The 21,916-nt window shown below is 41.9% G+C and carries 18 protein-coding genes; 1 reads left to right on the top strand and 17 read right to left on the bottom strand.

Features of this window, described 5'->3' with window-relative positions:
- Nucleotides 1-378 precede the first annotated feature (378 nt).
- The 10 genes from AC4HAF_RS02610 to aroD all read right to left on the bottom strand — a co-directional run bounded on the left by AC4HAF_RS02610 (nucleotide 379) and on the right by aroD (nucleotide 12,672).
- Nucleotides 379-2,070 carry an N-6 DNA methylase family protein gene (locus tag AC4HAF_RS02610; RefSeq protein WP_491096546.1) on the bottom strand — a complete coding sequence of 564 codons (1,692 nt, stop codon included), beginning with the start codon at nucleotides 2,068-2,070 and terminating at the stop codon, nucleotides 379-381.
- A gap of 59 nt (nucleotides 2,071-2,129) precedes the next feature.
- A complete protein-coding gene (locus tag AC4HAF_RS02605) occupies nucleotides 2,130-2,681 on the bottom strand; it encodes a hypothetical protein (RefSeq protein WP_491096545.1) in 552 nt (183 codons plus the stop codon).
- An 11-nt stretch (nucleotides 2,682-2,692) separates the two neighbouring features.
- The gene (locus AC4HAF_RS02600; RefSeq protein ID WP_491096544.1) at nucleotides 2,693-2,839 is read right to left on the bottom strand and encodes a hypothetical protein; all 147 of its coding nucleotides are present in this window, start codon (nucleotides 2,837-2,839) and stop codon (nucleotides 2,693-2,695) included.
- A 160-nt stretch (nucleotides 2,840-2,999) separates the two neighbouring features.
- Nucleotides 3,000-4,355 carry a 23S rRNA (uracil(1939)-C(5))-methyltransferase RlmD gene (gene rlmD / locus AC4HAF_RS02595; RefSeq protein ID WP_491096543.1) on the bottom strand — a complete coding sequence of 452 codons (1,356 nt, stop codon included), beginning with the start codon at nucleotides 4,353-4,355 and terminating at the stop codon, nucleotides 3,000-3,002.
- Nucleotides 4,356-4,408: 53 nt separating this feature from the next.
- The gene (locus AC4HAF_RS02590) at nucleotides 4,409-5,800 is read right to left on the bottom strand and encodes an LCP family protein (protein ID WP_491096542.1); all 1,392 of its coding nucleotides are present in this window, start codon (nucleotides 5,798-5,800) and stop codon (nucleotides 4,409-4,411) included.
- Between the two features lie 47 nt (nucleotides 5,801-5,847).
- Nucleotides 5,848-6,672 carry a prephenate dehydratase gene (pheA, locus tag AC4HAF_RS02585; protein WP_491090719.1) on the bottom strand — a complete coding sequence of 275 codons (825 nt, stop codon included), beginning with the start codon at nucleotides 6,670-6,672 and terminating at the stop codon, nucleotides 5,848-5,850.
- Between the two features lie 157 nt (nucleotides 6,673-6,829).
- The gene (aroA, locus tag AC4HAF_RS02580) at nucleotides 6,830-8,113 is read right to left on the bottom strand and encodes a 3-phosphoshikimate 1-carboxyvinyltransferase (protein WP_491096541.1); all 1,284 of its coding nucleotides are present in this window, start codon (nucleotides 8,111-8,113) and stop codon (nucleotides 6,830-6,832) included.
- Nucleotides 8,114-8,214: 101 nt separating this feature from the next.
- Nucleotides 8,215-8,715, bottom strand: coding sequence for a shikimate kinase (locus AC4HAF_RS02575; RefSeq protein ID WP_491090722.1), 501 nt, complete (start codon nucleotides 8,713-8,715; stop codon nucleotides 8,215-8,217).
- A gap of 283 nt (nucleotides 8,716-8,998) precedes the next feature.
- The gene (locus AC4HAF_RS02570) at nucleotides 8,999-11,908 is read right to left on the bottom strand and encodes an oxidoreductase (protein ID WP_491096540.1); all 2,910 of its coding nucleotides are present in this window, start codon (nucleotides 11,906-11,908) and stop codon (nucleotides 8,999-9,001) included.
- Between the two features lie 11 nt (nucleotides 11,909-11,919).
- On the bottom strand, nucleotides 11,920-12,672 hold the full coding sequence (aroD, locus tag AC4HAF_RS02565) for a type I 3-dehydroquinate dehydratase (protein ID WP_491096539.1): 753 nt from the start codon (nucleotides 12,670-12,672) through the stop codon (nucleotides 11,920-11,922).
- A gap of 170 nt (nucleotides 12,673-12,842) precedes the next feature.
- On the opposite strand from aroD, the gene AC4HAF_RS02560 reads away from it, so the two are divergent.
- On the top strand, nucleotides 12,843-13,745 hold the full coding sequence (locus tag AC4HAF_RS02560; RefSeq protein WP_491096538.1) for a LysR family transcriptional regulator: 903 nt from the start codon (nucleotides 12,843-12,845) through the stop codon (nucleotides 13,743-13,745).
- A gap of 44 nt (nucleotides 13,746-13,789) precedes the next feature.
- Here the strand turns inward: AC4HAF_RS02560 and AC4HAF_RS02555 are convergent, their stop codons facing one another.
- The 7 genes from AC4HAF_RS02555 to AC4HAF_RS02525 all read right to left on the bottom strand — a co-directional run bounded on the left by AC4HAF_RS02555 (nucleotide 13,790) and on the right by AC4HAF_RS02525 (nucleotide 21,772).
- Nucleotides 13,790-15,106 carry an SLC13 family permease gene (locus AC4HAF_RS02555; RefSeq protein WP_491096537.1) on the bottom strand — a complete coding sequence of 439 codons (1,317 nt, stop codon included), beginning with the start codon at nucleotides 15,104-15,106 and terminating at the stop codon, nucleotides 13,790-13,792.
- A 26-nt stretch (nucleotides 15,107-15,132) separates the two neighbouring features.
- Nucleotides 15,133-16,089 carry an alpha/beta hydrolase gene (locus tag AC4HAF_RS02550; protein ID WP_491096536.1) on the bottom strand — a complete coding sequence of 319 codons (957 nt, stop codon included), beginning with the start codon at nucleotides 16,087-16,089 and terminating at the stop codon, nucleotides 15,133-15,135.
- A gap of 191 nt (nucleotides 16,090-16,280) precedes the next feature.
- On the bottom strand, nucleotides 16,281-17,624 hold the full coding sequence (locus AC4HAF_RS02545; protein WP_491096535.1) for a hypothetical protein: 1,344 nt from the start codon (nucleotides 17,622-17,624) through the stop codon (nucleotides 16,281-16,283).
- A 133-nt stretch (nucleotides 17,625-17,757) separates the two neighbouring features.
- Nucleotides 17,758-18,639, bottom strand: a complete 882-nt coding sequence (locus AC4HAF_RS02540; protein ID WP_491096534.1) for a shikimate dehydrogenase — start codon at nucleotides 18,637-18,639, stop codon at nucleotides 17,758-17,760.
- An 87-nt stretch (nucleotides 18,640-18,726) separates the two neighbouring features.
- Nucleotides 18,727-20,025, bottom strand: coding sequence for an MFS transporter (locus AC4HAF_RS02535; RefSeq protein WP_491090735.1), 1,299 nt, complete (start codon nucleotides 20,023-20,025; stop codon nucleotides 18,727-18,729).
- A gap of 25 nt (nucleotides 20,026-20,050) precedes the next feature.
- Nucleotides 20,051-20,908: an SDR family NAD(P)-dependent oxidoreductase gene (locus AC4HAF_RS02530; protein WP_491096533.1), complete on the bottom strand. Its 858-nt coding sequence runs from the start codon at nucleotides 20,906-20,908 to the stop codon at nucleotides 20,051-20,053.
- Nucleotides 20,909-20,929: 21 nt separating this feature from the next.
- Complete coding sequence (locus tag AC4HAF_RS02525; RefSeq protein ID WP_491096532.1) at nucleotides 20,930-21,772, bottom strand: sugar phosphate isomerase/epimerase family protein; 843 nt, start codon at nucleotides 21,770-21,772, stop codon at nucleotides 20,930-20,932.
- Nucleotides 21,773-21,916 lie beyond the last annotated feature (144 nt).

Genomic DNA, 21,916 nt, shown 5'->3' with positions numbered 1-21,916 from the left:
ACGATTGCCTCTATACATCGTCTTATCAGGACAATGTATTACCTCGTCACGCATAACAAGCTTTACGATTATCTTTCCACCCAAAATCGGTAAAGTCGTTTATGCCCTATCATTGTAACACCTTAGTCTTAAAAATACTAGGCAAGGTGTTGTTTTCGTATACACTTTTTTACGCAATCAGAGCATAAAAAGTAAGACAATAGCTAAATCCAAGCTATTGTCTTAAAAATTTTTTCAGTTAAAGCTTTGATATCCTTGACAAATGGTAGAAAAGGACTTAGCCCTGTGCAATACAGAACTAAATCCTTTCACTAATATTTATTGTCCAATTTTTTGGGGTTAGTATAAAAGAGCGATTGCCCTTTTATTTAATCTATATTAGCTAACTATCATTTCTCCATCCAAATCAAATAATCTATAGACTACCTCATCAATCTCTTTTTGATTATTTTTTCCTTCATAGATAATCTCATCAACCATGAGAGTCAATTCATTATTGGTTTTAGAGTCAATTTTTGGAAAAGGTAACTCAGAAAGATTTCCTTTAAGAACCTTTAATTCACCAAAAAGTTTTTCGTACAAAAATTGATACAAACTTGAGTTTAAAAAAGCTAACACTGCTTTAGTAGACATACCAGGAATATTTGGTATCAAGATATTAGCACTGTTCAAAAATAAGCTAGAAGAATCATCATATGCAAACATCAGTTTGTTTGAAACAAATTTATAAACTAATTTTTCTTTAGCTCTGTAGATTTCATCTTTAGCTACTTGCTGGAAAGAATCTCTATCATAATAGATATAATTTTTAGCTTCTTTTAGTTTAAATTTATCTATTTCCTTTCCAGTATAAATCTTCTCTAAATTTGGACCATCACTAGATTTTAATTTTTCTTTATTGTTTCCTGTAACTATCCCTAGTCCCCATTGACTACTTGATAGTGAATAAGCTGATTTACTTAAAATCTTCTCAATAATTTGTTCTTCCTGTGGTTTCAATAACGAAAAAACCTTATTTTCTGTGTGTTTAAATGCAGTGTACTCAACATTGAACTCTTCGTTTTTATTACGAACTGTAATTGTACTAGATTTAACTCCCTTGATGAAATTCATACTAATAAAATTTGTTACAACTCCAGTAAATGAAGAACTATATTGGTGTATCTCATTCAAATCATGATTTGATATTATAAACTCACGAATAACTTTGTGTGACTTAACATTAAGAATTGATTCTGGAAACAAAAAATTGATTCTACCGCCTTCTTTCAATAGATAATATGATTTTACAAAAAAGTGTACAAAAGATTCTTTTGAATCAATCAAATTGGAAACTATTTTTGTCTTATTACCCCATGGTGGATTAGTTGCAATGAAATCAAAGCTATCATGTGAACTAAAGGATACCTCATTTTGGAAAAAATCTCCACATAATATTTGAGGTTTAAAGTCAATATCTTTATAAGAAAGAAGAAGATTCACTTTTGCGATGAAAGCTGCAATTGGATCCTTCTCGATACCAAATAAACTCGATGGATTATTTGTGTGGACTCCCATCAAAAATGCTCCACTCCCACAGCACGGATCGAGAAAATTTACTTCCTCTGTCAAATAAAATTCAGACAACATATCATTTACAATTTGTCTTGGTGTATAATAAGAACCATTTTTGTTCTTATCTCCCTCAGTTAAAAGACTTTGGTATAATGTTCCAAGAAAATCATCACTGTGATTGAATCTGGGTATTGTCTCATCAATTTGTATTAGGTCAATATTGTTTTCCCTTTGAAAAGTCAGTAATATTTCTTGAACTGACTCCCTTTCATAGATTCCCTCTGCTTGTAACAAACTCACAGCAATACTATAGATAACCTCAGGTATGCTACTTTCTGTATACGATTCACTTATTTTTTCAATGAGGTTAATTTTATTAGTATCTTGTAAGTACTCAACTGGGATTATCTTTTTTAATGACTTTTGCTTATTGGCACGACTCTTTAATTTATCATCAATATTTACCGAGAGTTTTTCCCAATTTCGTCGTGTTGCATCTGAAATTAAATTTTCCATTTTCCTCCTTTCAATCGTCTATATATTACCTCAACTCAAATTTATTATCAAGTAATTTATCAGTTATTTCCTAATCCTAGGAATAAATCATAAAGTTCCTCATAACTAACCCATCGATACAATTGATGATCAAGGTGATACTGAATAGTTTTTTCATTTAAATGAAACTGACCTTCACCTTCATTCCCACGGTGCTGCTTGTTTGAATAGTTAGGTAATGAAAATACCTCATGGCTATCCACTTTAAATATCACAATTTTATCTTGGAAGAACAAACCATAGTAGAGGACATCGAATTCAGCAGTTTTTACTTGTTGAATGTTACAATCAAATTTTGAAGTATAGATATCATGACTATCCATCATTCGATGATCTACCGTAGAATCAAGAATTTGCTGGATGACATTTTGCTCTGTGATAGTGGATTTACTTTTTTTCATCACAGTAGAAAATTTCACTTCAATACGATTCATATCAGAATCGGTTAAATCATATGCTAAATTACGTGACATTTCTACTCTAACAAGTGCCTTAATCATGTATTCAGCAACAGTACCAAATCTCCTAGTACGAAGAGAGAAGATACCTTCTCTAAATTCTCGGATATTCATTTTTCGTCCGCCTACTTAACTTCAAATAAAGCGTATATTTCATCATAATCTACCCATCTTAAAAAATAGCCATTCTCAGACAAATGCCATTCAAAATTATGATTAAATAAATTATACCATATTTTGAGAGATAAAAATAGTAGGACATCTGTTCCCATGTACTCCTTCTCCCATGTCCCCACCGTGCATCTTTGGAAATAAATCACTAGTAAATACCCCCAACAAAACAACTACCCCAACTGATCTAGTCACTCTGATACTTCCCCCACTATAGCCTTGGTTTCAAGGCTTTTTAATATCCCTTTCGTTCAAAGTTTTCTAAGCTTTTACGAGCAGAGCTACGCACTCCACGTGATGCGTCTGTGGAAACAGATCCACCGGCTGCACTTTTTTCAGCTTGTAGCCCAGCTCTTCATAGAGCTTGATGTCACGCGCCATGGTGGCTGGATTGCAGGAGATGTAGGTGATTTTCTTGGTCTGCATGGCGCTGCTAGCTTTGATGAAGTTTTCAGTCAGGCCTTTGCGCGGCGGGTCGACTAGGATAACGTTTGGTTTGATGCCCTGCTTGCCCCACTTAGCCATGGCATTTTCGGCACTGTCAGTCACGTAGTGAGCATTTGTGATGTTATTGAGCGCAGCATTTTTCTCAGCGTCTCGGACAGCGCTGTCCACGGCTTCCACGCCGTAAACGGCCTTGACCTGCTTGGCAAAAGACAGACCAATGGTTCCGATACCTGAGTAGGCGTCAATGACAACATCGTCTTTAGACAGATCTGAAAAGTCAATCGCTGTCTGATAAAGTTTTTCTGCCATGACCGTATTAACCTGATAGAAGGACTGGGCGGAAATGGCAAAGCGATTGCCCAGCATCGTGTCTTCAATCGTATCACTGCCATAAAGCGTGCGGAATTCGGGGCCAAAGATGGCATTGGTATTCTTATCATTGATGTTTTGAATAATAGACTTGACGTTTGGAAATGCTTCGGTGATTTGTTCAATCATCTGTTCAATGCGAAAAATTTTGGGTCTCGTTGTTACCAAAATCAGCATCGTCTGACCTGAATAATGCCCGCGGCGAACAACCAGATGGCGAATAAGACCGGTCTGCTCTGTTTCATCATAAGGTTTAAGGTCAAAACGGCGCAGCAAATCACGCATGAAAGTGATGAGCTTGTCAATTTCCTTATCCTGAATATAGAAATCATCAATAGGCATGAGATCATGCGAATTCTTGCGGAAAAATCCCGTCTCCAATTGCCCGTTGACACGGCGGACAGGGATCTGTGCCTTATTGCGGTAGGCAAGAGGATTTTCCATACCGAGCGTCTCAGCAACTTCTACATCTGCAATCCCTGCTGTTTTGTAGAGATTATCCACTACTTGCTTGCGTTTGAACTTAAGCTGCTCACTGTAAGCCAAGTGGCCTAAATCGGCAATACCGCTTCTCAAATAAGCAGTATCTAAATCTTCGTTTCGGTAGGGTGATTTGGTGAAATACTTCTCCACTTTCCCATACCCAATATTCTTTTTGACTTTAAGCACGCGCATCAGGATTTTTTCACCCGGCAAAGCATTGTCCACAAAGAAAACCAAACCGTCAATTTTGGCAACACCTGCGCCATCATGGCTTAAATCGACAATTTCTGTTTCTGCAATATCATTCTTTTTTAACATTTTTTCTCCAATACAAAAGGCGATAGCCTGTACCGCCTTTTATTATACCATAATTAACGAACGCCTAATTTTGACAGTCTCTTTTTATATTTTTTAAAGTTAATGGACAGAGCCTGACCACCGTACATATCATAATCGTCAATCCAGTCACCATTCTCAGGAATCGTCACTTGCTCAATCTCCTTGCCGTTAGTCATGACCGATAAACCATGGCTGAGCAAAAAGCTATAAGATACATTGGTAGAGGTCAAGGCATAGATTTTACCTAAAGCTGCCGAACCTGTAAAGAGTTTGGCCGGATTTTTAATCTGAGACATAATAGCCGACATCACCTGCTGCTGACGCTTGGTGCGGCCGAAATCTCCCTCGTCGTCCTTGCGGAAACGTGCATAGTTAAGGAGGGTCCGGCCGTCCATTTTCTGCCTGCCGACAGAAATGGTCTGATTAGGAACGACACCGTTTTTCATGTTCAGATCATCAGGCACTTCAACAGAATCCACCGCATCACCGTCAACCGTCGCAAATTTCGCATTGATCTCTACTCCATTAGGAAAAAGCGTATCAATAGCTTCTGCAAACGTCTGAAAATCAACCATGACATAATATTTAATATCAATATCAAAATTACGTTTGAGGGTCTGACGCATCAGCTCAGCCCCTTGATTATTATCCTGCTCGCCGATATTAAAGGCCGTATTGAGCTTGTTGTCATAAGAATAATTATCGGTGCTGACCCCTTTAATATTAACAAGCGTATCACGCATAAAGCTGACCATCTTGACCTTTTTATCTTTATTGCCGATATTTAGAACCATGATGGTATCCGTCCGAGCTTCTGATGACCCTTGTGTAATACGCTGGTCGCTTCCCAAAACTAAAATATTAGTTCCGTCTTTGGCATCTTGGCCGTTAAATTCTTCGACAACAGCTGGTTTATAGTCATCATTTTTGCCCGAGGAAATATCATGCATTCCTTTAATAAACATGATAATCATGCCGACAAAGACTGCCAGCAGTATCAGACTGATAATTTTTAAAAAACGTTTGAAGGTCGGCTTTTTCTTTGTCTTGGCCTTAGTCAGTGCCTGAGCGGCTTTTTTCTCCTTGCGGCTCTGGCGGGAAGGTTTTAACGTTTGATTCGGATAAACAGGCAAACCCTGATCGGTGTATTGACTGCCTGCAGAATCATCCTCCCAAGAATCGGCATCTTGATAATCATCGGCATCGTAATCATCATAAGACTGTCCGTAATCCTGATAGTAATCTTTCTCAGGCTCATCATCATAATAATAAGTGGCTTCTTCAGCGCTGTTAGCTTCAACCTTCTTTCTAAGATAGTCAAACTCTGCTTGTTCACGCTCGCTGAGATAGGCTATGTTTCTTAAGAGGTACTCATAGCGCAGCTGTTCATGGCGGCTTACTTTCCCCTTGTCGTTTCTGCTCATTTTTTAATGTCTCTAACTTAATTTTTTTCTAATACTTAGCAATTCTTTCAAAGCCTGTAAACGGCATACATACCCAAAATTTTATACTGAATTCCGATACTTGTCAACTCTTCCAAGGCAAAAGAAACTAATTTTTTATTGTGATTTTCAAAATCGATAATAAAGAAATATTCGCCCAAAACTGTTTTTAAAGGGCGGCTTTCAATCTTGGTCAGGTCAATCCCTCGCCAAGCAAAGGTTGACAGCGCTTTGTAAAGAGCTCCCGGAAGGTTATCAGGCAGTGTCAGAGCAAGAGATACTTTATCATCTGTCTTTTCCAGATGCGTTTCAGGTACTTGGTGGCCCAGCACCCAAAAACGTGTATAGTTTTCTTCAATTTCCTGAATATCCCGGGCAATAATAGACAGACCGTATTCATCAGCAGCAGCCTTGGGAGCGATAGCCGCAAAATTTTCCTGAGGATGCTCAGCTACCAGTCTGGCTGCATAGGCGGTGCTTGCGGTCATTTCAATTTTGGCATTGGGATAGTGACGTTTGATATATTTTTTCCCTTGGGCAATGGCCTGAGGATGGGAAAAAATCTTCTCAATACTGCTGTCTGTTCGGACAGCCATCAGCTGCTGCTTAATGGGCTGAATGATTTCAGCCACAGCCTGAATTTCTGCCTGATGAAACAGATAGTCAGTGGTTTCATGGACACTGCCTTCAATCGAATTTTCGATAGGGACAATGGCAAAATCAACCTTTTGATCCTCGTAAGCCTTGATAACTTCTGTAATATTAGCAAAAGGAAGCAATTCAGCCTCCGGAAAAGCATGCATGGCGGCATTATGCGTAAAAGACCCGTTGGGGCCCAGATAAGCAATTTTCATTTGATTTATTTCCTCAATGATTGGTTAGGCTGTTGTATCAGCAGCATTACTAGTTCTACTTGTCTTTTCATATCCTGCCTGTCTTGACTCAAAAGACTCTGAAATAAATGACTTTTATCATTTCGAACAAGAGCATGGCGGCAATTCACATCAACTGTCAGTCTTTAATAATGCTTTCTAAATCACTGAAAAAACTGGGATAGCTGGTATTGATAGCTTCAGCACGCTCCAGCTCAACCTCGCCATCATTAACCAGCAAAGCTGCAATAGCTGTCATCATCCCGATGCGGTGATCGCCAAAAGTATTGACCTTAGCACCATGAAGACTCGTTTTCCCTTCAATGATCATACCGTCTTCTGTCGGCGTGATATCAGCTCCCATGGCATTTAAGGCATCTGCTACAACCTGAATGCGATCCGTTTCTTTGACTTTTAACTCCTCAGCATCCCGAATAATCGTTTTGCCGTCGACCTGTGTTGCTAACAGAGCGATAATCGGCAGCTCATCAATTAAGCGCGGAATAATATCTCCGCCAATCTCGGTTCCTTTAAGAGCAGACGTCTCAACTGTAATCGTTGCTGATTTGGCTGTTTCATCTTTATCAGTCAGCCTAATCTTGCCGCCCATAGCTTCAATGACTTCTAAAATACCTGTCCGTGTTTCATTGATACCAACATTTTCAAGAGTCAGTTTAGCATTGGGAACAATGAGCCCTGCAACCAGCCAAAAGGCTGCACTGGAAATATCTCCGGGAACAGTGACTGTCTGTCCAGTCAGCTGCTGACCGCCGGATATCCGAATTTCCTTGCCATCTACTTCCAAATGGCCGCCGAACTGCCTGAGCATATCCTCCGTATGATTGCGCGTTATCTCCTTTTCAAGAATAACACTTTCACCGTCAGCCTGAAGCGCTGCAAAAATAAGAGCTGATTTTACTTGGGCAGAGGCCACAGGAAGCTGATAATGGATGGGTTTAAGTGCCTTTGAACCCTTCATTTTTAAAGGAGGCAGATCACGCTCAGTTCGGCCGGACACTCTGACACCCATCTGACGAAGCGGTATCGTTATCCGATCCATGGGCCGCTTAGAGAGACTGTCATCGCCAAACATCTCAGCTTCGAAGTCCTGACCTGCCAGAACACCTGAAATCAAGCGGATAGACGTCCCTGAATTTCCCATGTCCAGAGCATGCTCAGGTGCTCTCAGCCCGTTAAAGCCGCGGCCGTGAATTTCGACCCTGTATCCTTCATCTTTAATCTCAACACCCAAATCGCGAAAAACCTGCATGGTAGAAAGGACATCTTCGCCGCGTAAAATACCATAAACAGTTGTCACGCCTTGAGCTAAACTGCCAAAGATGACAGAACGGTGGCTGATGGATTTATCTCCTGGAATTTTCAGGTATCCTTTTAACTGTTTTGCATTTGTCCGTAGTTTCATTCATTGCTCCAAAAATTATTTTCCTTTATTTTACCATAATTTCACAAACAAAAAAACCACCGCAAGGGTGGAATCCTGTCGCCTGAAATGCAAGGCCTGCCTTACATGCATTCAATGATTTTTGCCACTTCTTTTGGAGTGCGGTGATCGGTATTGATAATCAAATCGGATAAACCTTCATAGAGTTTCATGCGGCGTTCATAAATCCCGTGAAAGTCCTCTTTGGAATTATTTAAAAACAGCGGACGCTGGAACACTTTATCATGTTCAATGCGGTCGTACAAAACTTCAAAAGATGCTGCCAGCAGCACGTTATTCTTGCGATTAGCCCTCAGCAATTCACGATTGTGCTCTGAAACAACAACACCGCCGCCTGTGGAGATGATGATATTGCCATCCAGTGCCAATAGTTCTTCTAAGACCTGAGACTCAATCTTACGGAAATTAGCTTCTCCTTCACGTGCAAAATATTCTGAAATAGACATACCGATGCGCTCTTCAATGATAAGATCCATATCTAAAAACTGATCAAAGCTTTCTTGCAGTTCCCCTGCAACGGTTGTCTTGCCGGCACCCATAAATCCAAGTAACACTTTTGCCATAATAAACTCCTTTGATTTTAACGAAACTGATCCAAGTTCAAGAAGAAACTCAGATAAGATGCAATAATTGCCTCTTATGATCTAAAGCCGACTTCCCCATCTTTGACTGCCAAAGATCATCATAGCGATTTTTAGGAAAGTTACATTCATTCTATCATAATTTTGTTAAATTTTCTGACCTTTTCGCAAACTTATCGATAAAATTATCATTCCGCATCTTTGCAAACAAATCGGCCTGTCCCCTAAATGACAGGAAGCAGGCCGTCTGCAGAATATTATCGTCTCATTTTCTTTTTAATTTTTCAGCGGCCAGCTTACCTGATGTCAAGGCCCAGGCATTATTAGCTCCTGACGGTGAATCTGTTCCCATAACACCGCCGACGACTTCACCGGCAGCATAGAGGCCTTTGATAACAGTTCCTGAAGTGTTGACAACTTCCAATTTATTATTGACCACTAATCCTCCCATCGTCGTTGCAAAACGAGGTTTTTGCTCAATCATATAGTAAGGGCCTTCACCAACCGGCACTTGCAGGAAGCGTTGTTCACGGTGGAAATCTTTATCTTCACCGCCGGCCACAAAGTCATTGTAGCGGGCAACAGTATTTTCCAGAGTAGCTCCGTCCATACCGGCAGCATTTGCCAGTTCTTCAAGGGTTTCACCATGGTAAAAATAAGGGGTCTCACGGCCGTTGCTGGCCAGCCATTTTTCAACTTCGGCCGAGGAAATACCTCCTTCAGCAATTCCTTCTCGGAAAATATCAAAATGCTTTTGATCAAGCAGCAAATACAGTATTTTAGGTTCCTGCTGCATTAAGACATCCAAAATAGCATGGTTGGAAGCACGTTCATTGACAACACGTTTGCCCTTGCTATTGAGCAAAAGACCGTTTTCCTTTAGAACGAGCAGGTTTCCGTCAATCGTTGATTTAGCCGTTCCGGGAGAAACCTCGACACCATTAGGATAAATCTTACCAAGATTCATCATCCGGGTTGCAGCATCAATACCGGGAGCCTGAGCCATCTGAACGCCCTCACCCATGGAAGAGCGTGTTCCGTAGAAAAGGAGACCTTTCAGCTCATCCGGCAGCATAGATTTGTTGTTACCGTAGCCACCTGTCGTAATAATGACAGCCCTGGCAGAAATTCGGTGAGTCTTTCCATTGTCTTCTACTGCAACAAGACCTGTTACGTTCCCTTTTCCGTCTGTCAGCAGTTCTTCTGCCTTGGTCTGCAAAAGCACATTGACATGAGATGCTGCCATTTTGGCTCGGACTGAAGCTGCAAAGCCATGTCCGCCGTGAGCATAGGCTAGTTCACGGTCCTTGGCATACTCGGCCAAAACATGCAGACCGCCTTTCATGTCGTATTCAACACCAACATATTCGTGTACCCAGTCGGTCGTTTGTCCGACATTTTCTGCTAAAAGTGTCAGAAGAGAGCGCACATTTTGCCCATTACCGTTGGCCATGAAGTCATCAAACATGGATTTCACCGTATCATCAGTGACCCCCGCTTCTTTTTGCAGTTTGGATCCCATAACCACTTGATTGCCGCCGGAAACAGAAATAGCTCCGCCGATAAAACTGAGTTTTTCAACCAGTATCGTCTTCAAACCAAGCTCATCCGCACGAAGAGAGGCCGCTATACCGGCAGCACCGCCTCCGATAACCACAAGGTCTGCTGTTTCTTCCAAAACTTCTGTCGACTTGACTTCTGCCGGTTTTGGACGGGCCTCCAAAACATCAACAGCATCTTGACCGCTTGCTTGGCGTGCTGCATCAGCAACCCCTTCAAGGACACCTCTGGAAGTGGAGGAAGCTCCTGAAACAGCATCGACATTCAGGGTTTGAAATTCGATGATTTGTTTTGGCATTTTTTCAAATACCAAATCTGACAGGCCTTCTGATTCACCGGCACTGTCAATTTCAATATTTGTAATCCGCGATTTATCAAAGGTTACTACCATTGGCAGCTCACTGTTGTGACCTGAGGCCATGACACGGTATTGACCCGGTTTAAATTCAAGATCTTTGGTCATCAGATCCTTCAGGCGCTCAGCCTTGGCTTTTTCTGCTTCAAAGTCTTTAATTAAGCCGAAACTTGTGTCCATAAAGTCCCAAAGCGGTCTTGGAATCACTAATTTTTCACGGTCGTGAATGTCAGCAAGCGGATTGACTTCTTTACCGGCTTGAATGGCTCCTGCCCAGTCAGGTTCAACGAGAAAGCCTTTAGCTACAGCCACTAAATCATAGCCTAGGGACAAAGCATCTTCAGCATCCGCCTTTTGCATGATCCCGCCGACACCCATAATCGGTGTTTTTGCCAGTTTTTCAGAACGCTGATCTAAAAACATTGTAATCAGCATTTCCGGATTGGCTGTGTCAATGATAGACGACCGTGTATAACTGCCCATCGAAAAATGGAAATAATCAAGGTCATACTCAGCCAGTGCATTCAGCAAATACATAGTGTCATCAAAAGTAATACCGGGTTTTTCCAGCTCCTCCGGTGAAAAACGATAGCCCAGAATAAAGTCTGAAACCCCCTCTTCTGCAATAACACGCTTGACCGCCTTTACGACTTCTATTGGGAATCTGCTGCGCTTTTTAAGCGTACCGCCCCAGGCATCTGAGCGACGGTTTGAATGAGGTGAAAAGAACTGCTGCAAAAGGTAAGTATTGGCTCCGTGCAGTTCGACACCGTCAAAACCGGCTTTGATGGCACGGCGTACTCCTTCAGCAAAGCGGTCAATCATATCCAAAATGTCATGGTGGGTCATTTCAGTCGGAACAGGCGCATTGGGACGAAGAGCCGCTACAGGCGACGCCGAAATAGGAATGTGCCCTTCATTCATTGGTTCAAATCCCATGCGCCCCGCATGGTAAATTTGGATAAGTGCTTTAGACCCTTTATCTTTAATGGCCTTTGCAATTTTGGATAATCCCTCTATCTTATCATCGCTGTCAATTCCAAGCGCACCAAAGAAGCCCCGTCCATAATTTTCAACGAAAGCTGACTCGACAATGACAGTTCCGACAGTGCCGGAACGTTTCGCATAGTAAGCCACTAAATCATTTGGAACACTGCCGTCATAATAAGCCGATTCAGTTGTCATAGGAGACATCACAATGCGGTTTTTCAAGACAGCTCCGGAAGATAGTTTAACTTCTTCAAATAATTGTTTTGACATCTCTTGCCTCTTTACTGTAATTTCAATGTTTCAAGGATTGTACGCAGTTCCGATACGGGAACCTGACCGGGTGCTGAGGCTTTGGCAGCTGCACCAAAGGTTGCTGATGAACCAAAGACTTCCCCCGATACGCGGGACACCATTCCAAGCGGTCCCATAGACATGGTAATTAAGGGTGTCTGAGCACTTGCATAACGTTCGGCAGTTGCTTGAAGCAGAGTCAGCACATCAATATTTGACTGCGGCATCACCGCTATTTTGCAGATATCTGCCTGACGCTCTTCCATCATGGTTAAACGGCGTACGATTTCATCTTTAGCCGGCGTTGCATTAAAGTCGTGATTGCTCATAATGACTTTTGTGCCTTTTTCATGTGCCAGTTCAATGATTTTTTGAACTTCAGCCGAATCCAGAAAAAGTTCCAAATCAATCAAATCGGCCCTGCCTTGCGCCAAAACAGTTCTGTAAATTTCAAAGTAAAGGGGATCAGGTATTTCGTGAGCACCGCCTTCTTTAGCTGTGCGGAAAGTAACCAATACAGGCTTTTGTGCTTTTTCTTTCACTTTTAAAGAAAGAGCAGCAACTTTTTTAGCATCTTCAACAAATTCATAAAAATCGATCCGCCATTCAATGACATCGCAGTCCAAATCCTTAGCCTGCGCAGCGGCATCTAAAATGTCATGCTCCGTTCTTCCAACCAAAGGAACCAGAATTTTGGGTCTTCCCTGTCCAAAGACAATCGTTTCAACAGCAACTGTTTTCATGATAAGCCCTCCATTTTCATGATTATTTTCATCACTTTTCCAATTTGTGATTTATTTCACTTAAGATTTTAACACATCACTATCAATAAATCTAATAGATATATTTTATTAAATCAATAAAAAATCTTTATAATTTTAGCAAAACTTGCTATAATAATTCTGAGGTGACCATGATGAATATCCAGCATTTAGAGTATTTTGTTGCTCTTGCCGAAAGCGAACATATGACAAAGACAGCAAAAGAGCTGAACACGTCACAGCCAAACCTTTCTTACATGATTGCAGAGCTGGAAAGAGAACTGGGGCTGCCGCTCTTTAAAAAAGACGGCAGGAACATTAAATTAACACGCTACGGACGTATCTTTTACATTTCTGCCAAAGAAGCTCTCCGCACCATCAAACAAGCCTACGATATGCTGCAGGCCGAAATCCATCCGCATCAGGGAAAACTTTCTGTTGGTTTTATCTACACTTTTGGATCAAATACTGCCCCTGATCTCATCAGTCAGTTTCTGCAGAAGTATCCCCAAGTTGAGTTTCAGTTGGAGCAAAACAACTCCCACAATTTGCTGCAGGCCCTGAGCAGAGAAGACTTGGACTGTGCCATTGTTTCTAAGATTGATCATTTCAGTCAAATTCACTTTGAACCCTTAATGGTCGAAGAACAAGTCATTATTGTGCCGGAAGACCACCCTTTAGCACCATACGACAGCATCTCCCTGGCTGATACCATCGCTTATGATTATGTCTACTATAACAAGCACAGCGGCCTTAGACCCTATCTAGATCAGTCTTTTAAAAAATTAGGACTGCAGCCCCGCATAAAAATCGAGCTGGAAGATGATCAGAGTGTGCTGGGATTTGTTGCCCATCATTTCGGTATTGCCATTATCCCAAATATTATCAGCATAGACGCTTACCCTGTTAAAAAGATTAAAATTACTGATGCACTGGATGAACGTATGATTTATATTGCTTATAATAAATCGGATTTTTATCCGCCAATTCAAACAGCATTCAAAACATTTGCCAAGCAGCTGCTTGCTGCACATTTGCAAGACCAAACCGATTAATCCTGCATAACAAAAAGAATTCATGTCAACATGAATTCTTTTTGTTAAAAGTGTAAGACACCAAATACAGCAGCCACTGCTACGACAACTGCGTTAGTAACAAACATGATAGGGGCAGCCTTTTGGGTAAATGGTTCTGCTTCAACTTCGCAAAGCGTTGCCCCGACATAGGTAGATGAATTCATCGGTGTCACCGACGTTGCCAAAGCCAGATTACATACGAAAGGCGCGATGATAGCAATCGGAGACAGACCAAAGGAAGCGCCGATTGAGATAAAGAGCGGATAAAGCGCATTATACAGCTGATAAGGAACAAAATAGATAATCGGCACACAGAGCAGAAGGAAAATGATATGGATGTAGCGCATCAAGAAGCTTGGGAAATGTGCTTCCAATAATTTAGCAAGGCTTTCTACCATTGATGCGTGTGATGCATCCTTGGCATTAAAGACAGCCAAATAAAAACAAATCGCAATGAGCATAATTAACACATTGAAGAACATCGCTGACTGCTTATTCCAAATAGCCCCAAAATCCTTTGGATAGTTGATTAGGGCAGTAACGACTGAAGCCATGATAAAGACCAAATAAGACGGCACTTTAAAGACAGCCAAAGCAGCAATAACAATCAAAAAGATCAGCATATTGATCCAAAATAATTTTGGTCTGGCATTTTCCCGCTCTTCAATTTTATGTGTGGCATCGCCTTGTGCATCTGCAGGCAGTCCAAGTGTTCCATGCTCTTTTTTATGTTTGCGTGCAAAATAGATGTACTGCAGGATAATAGCCGGGATAAAGCACAGCCCCCAAGGGATAGAAGCAACGGCAAGGGTCTCAGCATGAGTATTAGCCATGGTTGCTGACATGACCAAACCGATTCCCCATGGCAGCCAGCACATGGCTCCGATAGCGGTCTGACAGATGATAAAGGCAAAATTACGATCCATCTTAAATTTCTTGAAAAACGGAATGACAATGGGAAAAACAACAAGGTAGGTCGTGGACATCTGTGCTGTCAAATAGGCAATGGCACTTAAAACAGTTGTCAAAATCATGACGCCGATGACATTGATCCGATTGCCGATAATTTTCATGACACCGTTTATCATCGTATCAAACAGACCCGACTCTGTCAGCATACCAAAATAAATCAGCCCAAATAGAAGCATGTAGCCGGACTGGGTCATGACAACATTAATCTGGTTTATAATAAAATCGCTGGTTTGTTTCAAGTCATAGCCCATCAAAAAACTGAAAACAACCGGAACAACAAACATGACAAAATTCAAAGGGACTTTATTCCAAAGAATAAAAGTGACAACAATTGCCAACATAATAATGGCAAGTATAGCTGGACTCATATCTTTCTCCTATCTCTTTAACGCATTTATTTTTTAATCAAATTATCCAACATTCCAAATTCACGTTTGAAGGACCAAGCCATCATATCATGAGTAAAATCAGTAAATGGATGCGATGCCGAAGTATAGCAGTGTCCTAAACGCGGAGCCTGATAAATTTCACAAGGGACGCCGGTTCGTAAAAGGCGCTGAGCATAATCAAGGCCGGTATCACGCAAGGTGTCGTATTCTCCGACAATAACCATATGTGCCTTAAGGCCTCCTAAATCAGGAGCATAAGCCGGAAAAGCATAGTAAGACGGTGTCTTGCCATTGTAACCGCCAAGATAGGCCGGTTCAGCTCCAAGTGCCTTATTAGCCGGACCCATGCGCAGCTGATAGAACTGGTGATAAGAGCGGCTTTCCTCCAAAGCCAAACTCGGAGCCGGACAGTTGAGAACAGTCAGAGCAGGCTGCAGTTCATTTCGGTCACGGAGATAAAGGGCAAGTCCCTCTGCAATAGTTGCTCCTGCGCTTGATCCGTGAAGCCCGATTCTTTCAGGATCACCGCCCAGTTCTTCAGCATGGTCGTGCAAATACATGTAGGCTGCATGGCAGTCCTCCAGCGGCATCGGAAAGCTGACGCCGTCAGCTCCTGCCAAACGATACTCAACAGAAACGACAATAGCAGGCACACGCCGGGCAATTGCAATACAGCGGGCATTGTCAATATCCACACTGCCCGCAACAAAAGCACCGCCATGAATATCCAAAATCATCGGAGCTTTTTCAGAAAGATCAGCTGGAGTAAAAATGCGAATTTTCAGTTCCTGCTTGCCTTCCTCAGTCGGAATGAAACGATCCTCCATTGTCATACCTTCCGGCAGTTCATAAGCAAGCATGGCTTCAGTCTGTGCTGCCTTACGGCGTTTGACTTCTTCACTTTGTTCAGCAAGATTGCTGAACAGATGGTCCTCATAACCTGGAAATGGTTTAATCTCCATGATTTAACCCCTTTCTTTCACGATTTCTTAACGTGTGATACTTGTTTTTATTTTACCATACTTTGAGAACGTTTTCACATAGTTTTTGATGAAAAATTTCTTTCGATTTTAAAATTTTTTCTATCAATAAAAAATCCATAACTAAGCAATTTAGTCATGAATTTTTATGGTTAACTCCCAGTTCAGTTAACTCAGTTATTCTTAGCAAAAACATCTTTTAAAACCAGAGTCAAAACAATCCCTGTCAGCAAGCCGATACCTGACCCTGCAAATGCCAGCACTGCTGCCATAAAACCGGCAATCATCTTATCGGTCTCGTCTTCACAGTATTCCATGCCGATCTTGGCGCAGACAATGGCTTGAAAAAGAAGGGTTATGGCACCTCCGACAGAATAAATAGGCCGCATAAAACTTGTGATGGGAATAAGAAGCACACAAAGCAAGGTCGCCAAACGGAAAGAAGTCATACCGCCGATCAAACTGTCCATAGCGGCCTTTCCTTCCTTGTAGCGCTGACTGATAGATACCGTCATCCCAGCCCAGAGAGGACCGGACAGAGGCGGAAAAGGTGCCACAAGAGCAAGAATGGTATTTCGAATGCCGATAATCAGGTTTGAACGGTTTGAATCAAAATCGATGTATTCGTCATTTCTTGATTCGCGGGCATCTTCAACCAATGATTCTGTGGTGACAAAATCTCCAAAAGCAATAACATAGCTGACTAAAGCCAGAGGCAGCGCATCCGCAAAATAATGGATTTTGGGAAAGCCGACTGCAAAGACACTGACCTGACTGAGAATCCTCTGAAAATCAGGAACTTTTAAAACAGTTCCCAATTCAAATGTCGGCAGCGGCAATTCAGAAATCAAAACACCGACCAGCATAGCAAAAAGATAGGGAAAAAGATTGCCGTAACTGGCTATAAAATCAAGCAAACGATTTTTAGCTCTCAGTTTTTTATACCAAGCTGAATAAGACAGGATAATCAGCAATCCAAAGCCTGCTATAAGCGATATGGGATATTGTTTAAAGCCTCCCTTGTCACCCAGCTGAGTCTGCAGGACTGAAATCGGGGTTGCCAGCAAAATGCCTGCTTTCATACCGCTGGGTACCAAATGAACAAATCGTGTGGCCAGTTTAGTAAGACTCATAAAGATAAACAGAGCCGCCACCAACAGCTGCAGGGCAATCATTGCTCTAATACGATCGGTACCGGCATCATACTTTGTCAGGTAGGTTAAGGTCAACGGAAGCGTCGCCGTAATCCAGCCGGGCACCACAGGATCGCCCAAGGTTCCATGGAGAATGTACAGACTGGTCTCCAAAATGACCATGCTGTAGGCCAGCTCATAAGGCAGCTCCAGATAATCTGTAATATAAGGAATGGCAGACAGGGCGGTTGCTCCAACAATCAGCCCTTGAATGAATTCCACTTTTTCTATTTTGTAGTGAATAAAGGGAAAGCGTATTTTAAAGGGACCGGCCTTAATGTATGGCAGTTCACTAGCTTGACGAATCACGTTAGCTTTAGTCATAAATTCTCCTTTTCTATCTCATGATCCTACTTTTTTTGACTAAAAAAGCGAGAGGCACTCCCCTCGCTTTTTTGTGAGAAGAATGTGTTTCTCCTTAACAGCTGCCGCTTATTCCTTTAACAGTCATCAAGGACTATTCTTCATTAAAAAGCAAATCGTGAATGTAGTCAACCGGCATATCTTCGCCGGTAAACAGCTTGAAGGCTTCTGCACCTTGATAGAGCATCATGCCAATACCGTTGATAGCCTTTTTGGCACCGTGTTCTTTGGCAAATTTTAAAAGTTTGGTTTCAAGCGGTGCATAGACCACATCAAAAACAACAAGATCAGACCGAATAACCTGGGGATCATTGATCAATGATACATCTTCTTGAGGCTTCATACCGGCACCTGTTGCATCAATGTAAATACTGGATTCTGCAATGGACTTCTTAAAAGCTTCCTGATCAGCCAAGTCTGTCAGCGTCGCATGGGAATCTGTCCGCGTATTGATTTTTTCTACAGTTAACTCAGCATTGACATAAAAGTCATCCTTACGATTGAAGATACGGATTTCCTTGGCACCATCCAAGGCCAACTGAATGGCAATAGCCGTTCCGGCACCGCCTGCACCGGTCAGGGTAATGACCTGATTCTTAACGTCCACCCCTTCTTCTGCTAGGGCACGCACGCAGCCTGTACCGTCCGTACAATGGCCGACAAGATGGCCTTTACCGTCTTTATTGACTACCGTATTAACAGCACCGACCAATTCAGCCGCAGGAGACAGTTCATCCAGATAAGGTATAATGGCTTGTTTATTTGGCATAGAAACATTGGATCCTCGAATACCTAAAGCACGAATCCCTTGAACGGCATCCTTCAGCTCTTCAGTGCCAACCTCAAAGGCCAAATAAGCATAATCCAAGCCCAATTTAGCATAGGCCTCATTGTGCATTTTAGGTGATAAGGAATGGCGAATGGGGGTAGCAATTAAGCTGACGAGAAGTGTGTGACCTGAAATACGTTCTGTCATGATAAAATCCTTCTTTCTAAATTACAATTATTATAACATTTCTAAGAGACTAAGACCAAAGTCCGGCAAATTCTGATTGCACCGGATTCAGTTTTTATTGGCATTGGAAAATACGGATTGACCAAAAATTTGTTTATACCGCCAGCCAATATAAATCATCAAAGCAGATGAAAGAAAGCCGGTAACAGCAATAATCAATAAGATAATCGGTGCATTTGGAAATGAACCGTTGACTTCCTGCAATAATCCGCCGGCTGCTGCAGGTACAATATAAGAACCCAGCGCCATCACAAAATAATAAATGGAGGTATTGCGTCCCTTATTCGTATCAAAGAACTGATTGAGAACAGCATTCCCCATCTGAAGAAGGCCGCCGGCTGCACAGAAACCGACAACAATCCCCGCAAGGGTCAAAACAGTCGGTGTCGGCACAAAATAGACCGCCAAGCCTGCAAGACCGGCAAAGATTGGTGCAATGATTAAGATGGCCATATCACGAATACCGCGTGCCATAATGAGTGAAAATACGATAGTTGCAACCAGACCGCCCAGCTGGTAAAGAGAAGTCACAGAAGCAGCGGCGCTTTCACTCATGTGAATAATGTTTTTAGCATAAATTTTTGAAACTTGCTGGAACAGATAGAAATTGGAATAAATAGTGAGGGCAAAAAGCGATAAAACAACGCCGTCAATGGCAAATTTGGGTTTGACTTTTCCTGAACTTTGAGTTTTTGTTTCTGCAGCTGTTTTAGCAGTATCCTGGCGTTTTTCTAACTCTTTAATGGCTTGTGCCGGGCTCAGCTTTTCAGATTTTTGCAGCTCACGGTCCGGAAACGGTGCAAAAATGACACCTATCAAAACAAGAGCGCTGACAGCAAGCGGCAAAATAATGGCAAGCTCAGGAGCCAGTTTGTTTGTTGCCAAAAAAGCAACAAATAATGGATAGAGAATAGATGAGGTAGAGATAAATGCTTTGGACAAAACAGAGGCAGTTGATTTGTTCTCCGGGTACATCTCAAAGAGAGCCGGATTAACGGAACCATCGTACAAAGAAGTCATGGCACCGCCGATGAATGCTAAAATGTTAGCTTCCAGTACATTATTGGCAATCAAAAGCGAAGCAAACATGATAACATAACCGACCAGACCTGCCAAAACGACCGGTTTACGCCCGATTTTATCCGATAAAGAACCAGAAAAAATCAAAAAGGTAATTTTACCAATACCAACCCAGGCAACAACACCCAAAACAGCTGCTGTGGTAATGCCCCATTTATCTGCAAAATATTCTGTGTTTTGGGAGATAATAATGGCCTGCATGCCGTGGCAGAAATAGGTAAACCAAAGCATGACAGCAGAGAAATTAAATTTGTTATTTTTAAACATGTCGGTATAAGCTCCTTAAGACAAATTAGTGATTTCCTTTTAAACGTTCCAAATAGGCATTGTGCTCTTTAACCGCATATTCACGGCGGCCGCCCGGTTTTGGCGTCTGATCTCCCATCATAATACCAAAACCGCCCTCAACACGGAGCTCATGGCCATTTGTATAGTCTGAGCGGTCACTTGCAAGAAAGAGCACCGCATTGGCAATATCCATGGTATTGCCGATACGTTTATTAGCTGTCAAGGCTTTACGGCCATTTTCTACTTCTGGATCAGCATAAAAAGGTTCTGACAAAGGGGTTTTGACAAAACATGGCTGAATACAGTTTGAACGAACACCAAACTGTCCCCATTCTGCTGCCATTTGACGTGACATCATATTGACACCGGCTTTTGTTGAACTGTAAGCTGCTGAATAGGTTTCCGGAAATACAGAAGCAATTGTTGAAATATGCACCATATTACCGTGGCCTTGTTTAATCATTTGACGGCCAAAACGCTGTGATACCAGAAAATAGCCTGTTAGATTGATATCAACCGTTTGACGCCATTCTTCTAAAGGAAGATCTTCCAGAGGACAGGCACGGAGCATGGCAGCTGTGTTGACAAGGATATCAACTGAGCCAAACGTTTCAACTGCTTTTGCAACGGCATTGTCCACATCTGTTTCCTTGGTTGAATCAGCAGGCACTGCCAGGGTTTTGACGCCGTATTCTTTAGCGATTTCGTCGGCATAATCCTTCAGCTCTTGCTCACGAATGTCCAATAAGACAACATTGGTGCCTTGTTTTGCAAATTCTTGAACAATTGTTTTTCCCATACCGCCAACAGCTCCAGTAACTGCTGCTGTTTTTTCTTCAAGTCCTAACCATTTGTCTGACATAGCTTTTCTCCTTTATTCTTTTCAATTTTCTGCTACCACTTCCGGCCAAGCTTCTTTAAGAACCTTAACCGCATTTTCAAATGTAAATCTGCTGGCCTCAGCAAGACCCCGGCTTAAAATGGCATCTGAAATGACTTCCACACCGATTACTTTTGGTGAGATACCTGCTTCTTTAATCATTCGGACAAAGCCGGCAGTATCCTTAGCTCCTGTTCCCGGAGCTAAGCGGTCATGCATCGATTCATCCCGCAAAATGGCATCGGCATAGGGACGCTCGTAAGCATCATTGATTTGAATTGAAATGATTTTAGCAGCTTCATCTGCTGTCAAAGTGCGATAAGGCTGATCTGCACGCACCCAATGCCAGGTATCAAGAATGAGCATGGCATTGTCAGCACCAGATGCTTTGACAACCTCATAGGCCTTGTCAAAGGTCGCAAGACCGCTGTAGGGCATGGGCTCTACTCCGATAATATATTTGCCCGCACGCGCGCACAGTTCTTTCAATTTTTGAGCCGTATATTCTACCGAATAGTTTTCCATCAGCCCACAGTTAATATGACCGACGTTGAACAAATCACACATATGAAAACACATTTGCTCTTTGTATTTTTGTTCATAGGAACGGTGTTCTTCAGCCCATTGAACGATATACTCTACTTCGGTCACTTTGATATCATATTTGTCCAGAATAGCTAGAATATCTTGGTCGGTCAGTCCTTCATTCAAAGCATCGACATAGGTTTCTGCACGAAGTCCGATACCTTCGTAACCTGCATCTTTGGCTGCTTTTACACGGTCTTCAAATTGGCACTGATCGCCAAGAGTCCATGAACTGATTGTAATTGGTGAAAGGTTAGACATTACTTTTTCCTCCTATATTGTTAATTTTTTCACTTATCACATTGATTATACAATGAATTAAAAGCAAATACTAATGAATCTTTCTTCAGCAATTCATAGATTTTTTTAATCATTTTGTGCTATAATAAACAAAAAAACAGGCAC

It is taken from the genome of Streptococcus sp. ELY_90, from assembly GCF_058314475.1.
The sequence above is the reverse complement of the archived record's forward strand: the minus strand, read 5'-3'. Positions and strand labels throughout refer to the sequence as shown.

What these genes read in the sequence shown, in the direction of transcription:
- AC4HAF_RS02610 (WP_491096546.1), bottom strand. Translation starts at nt 2,070, where the DNA reads ATGGAAAATTTAATTTCAGATGCAACACGACGAAATTGGGAAAAACTC.
- AC4HAF_RS02605 (WP_491096545.1), bottom strand. Translation starts at nt 2,681, where the DNA reads ATGAATATCCGAGAATTTAGAGAAGGTATCTTCTCTCTTCGTACTAGG.
- AC4HAF_RS02600 (WP_491096544.1), bottom strand. Translation starts at nt 2,839, where the DNA reads ATGGGAACAGATGTCCTACTATTTTTATCTCTCAAAATATGGTATAAT.
- rlmD (WP_491096543.1), bottom strand. Translation starts at nt 4,355, where the DNA reads ATGTTAAAAAAGAATGATATTGCAGAAACAGAAATTGTCGATTTAAGC.
- AC4HAF_RS02590 (WP_491096542.1), bottom strand. Translation starts at nt 5,800, where the DNA reads ATGAGCAGAAACGACAAGGGGAAAGTAAGCCGCCATGAACAGCTGCGC.
- pheA (WP_491090719.1), bottom strand. Translation starts at nt 6,672, where the DNA reads ATGAAAATTGCTTATCTGGGCCCCAACGGGTCTTTTACGCATAATGCC.
- aroA (WP_491096541.1), bottom strand. Translation starts at nt 8,113, where the DNA reads ATGAAACTACGGACAAATGCAAAACAGTTAAAAGGATACCTGAAAATT.
- AC4HAF_RS02575 (WP_491090722.1), bottom strand. Translation starts at nt 8,715, where the DNA reads ATGGCAAAAGTGTTACTTGGATTTATGGGTGCCGGCAAGACAACCGTT.
- AC4HAF_RS02570 (WP_491096540.1), bottom strand. Translation starts at nt 11,908, where the DNA reads ATGTCAAAACAATTATTTGAAGAAGTTAAACTATCTTCCGGAGCTGTC.
- aroD (WP_491096539.1), bottom strand. Translation starts at nt 12,672, where the DNA reads ATGAAAACAGTTGCTGTTGAAACGATTGTCTTTGGACAGGGAAGACCC.
- AC4HAF_RS02560 (WP_491096538.1), top strand. Translation starts at nt 12,843, where the DNA reads ATGATGAATATCCAGCATTTAGAGTATTTTGTTGCTCTTGCCGAAAGC.
- AC4HAF_RS02555 (WP_491096537.1), bottom strand. Translation starts at nt 15,106, where the DNA reads ATGAGTCCAGCTATACTTGCCATTATTATGTTGGCAATTGTTGTCACT.
- AC4HAF_RS02550 (WP_491096536.1), bottom strand. Translation starts at nt 16,089, where the DNA reads ATGGAGATTAAACCATTTCCAGGTTATGAGGACCATCTGTTCAGCAAT.
- AC4HAF_RS02545 (WP_491096535.1), bottom strand. Translation starts at nt 17,624, where the DNA reads ATGACTAAAGCTAACGTGATTCGTCAAGCTAGTGAACTGCCATACATT.
- AC4HAF_RS02540 (WP_491096534.1), bottom strand. Translation starts at nt 18,639, where the DNA reads ATGACAGAACGTATTTCAGGTCACACACTTCTCGTCAGCTTAATTGCT.
- AC4HAF_RS02535 (WP_491090735.1), bottom strand. Translation starts at nt 20,025, where the DNA reads ATGTTTAAAAATAACAAATTTAATTTCTCTGCTGTCATGCTTTGGTTT.
- AC4HAF_RS02530 (WP_491096533.1), bottom strand. Translation starts at nt 20,908, where the DNA reads ATGTCAGACAAATGGTTAGGACTTGAAGAAAAAACAGCAGCAGTTACT.
- AC4HAF_RS02525 (WP_491096532.1), bottom strand. Translation starts at nt 21,772, where the DNA reads ATGTCTAACCTTTCACCAATTACAATCAGTTCATGGACTCTTGGCGAT.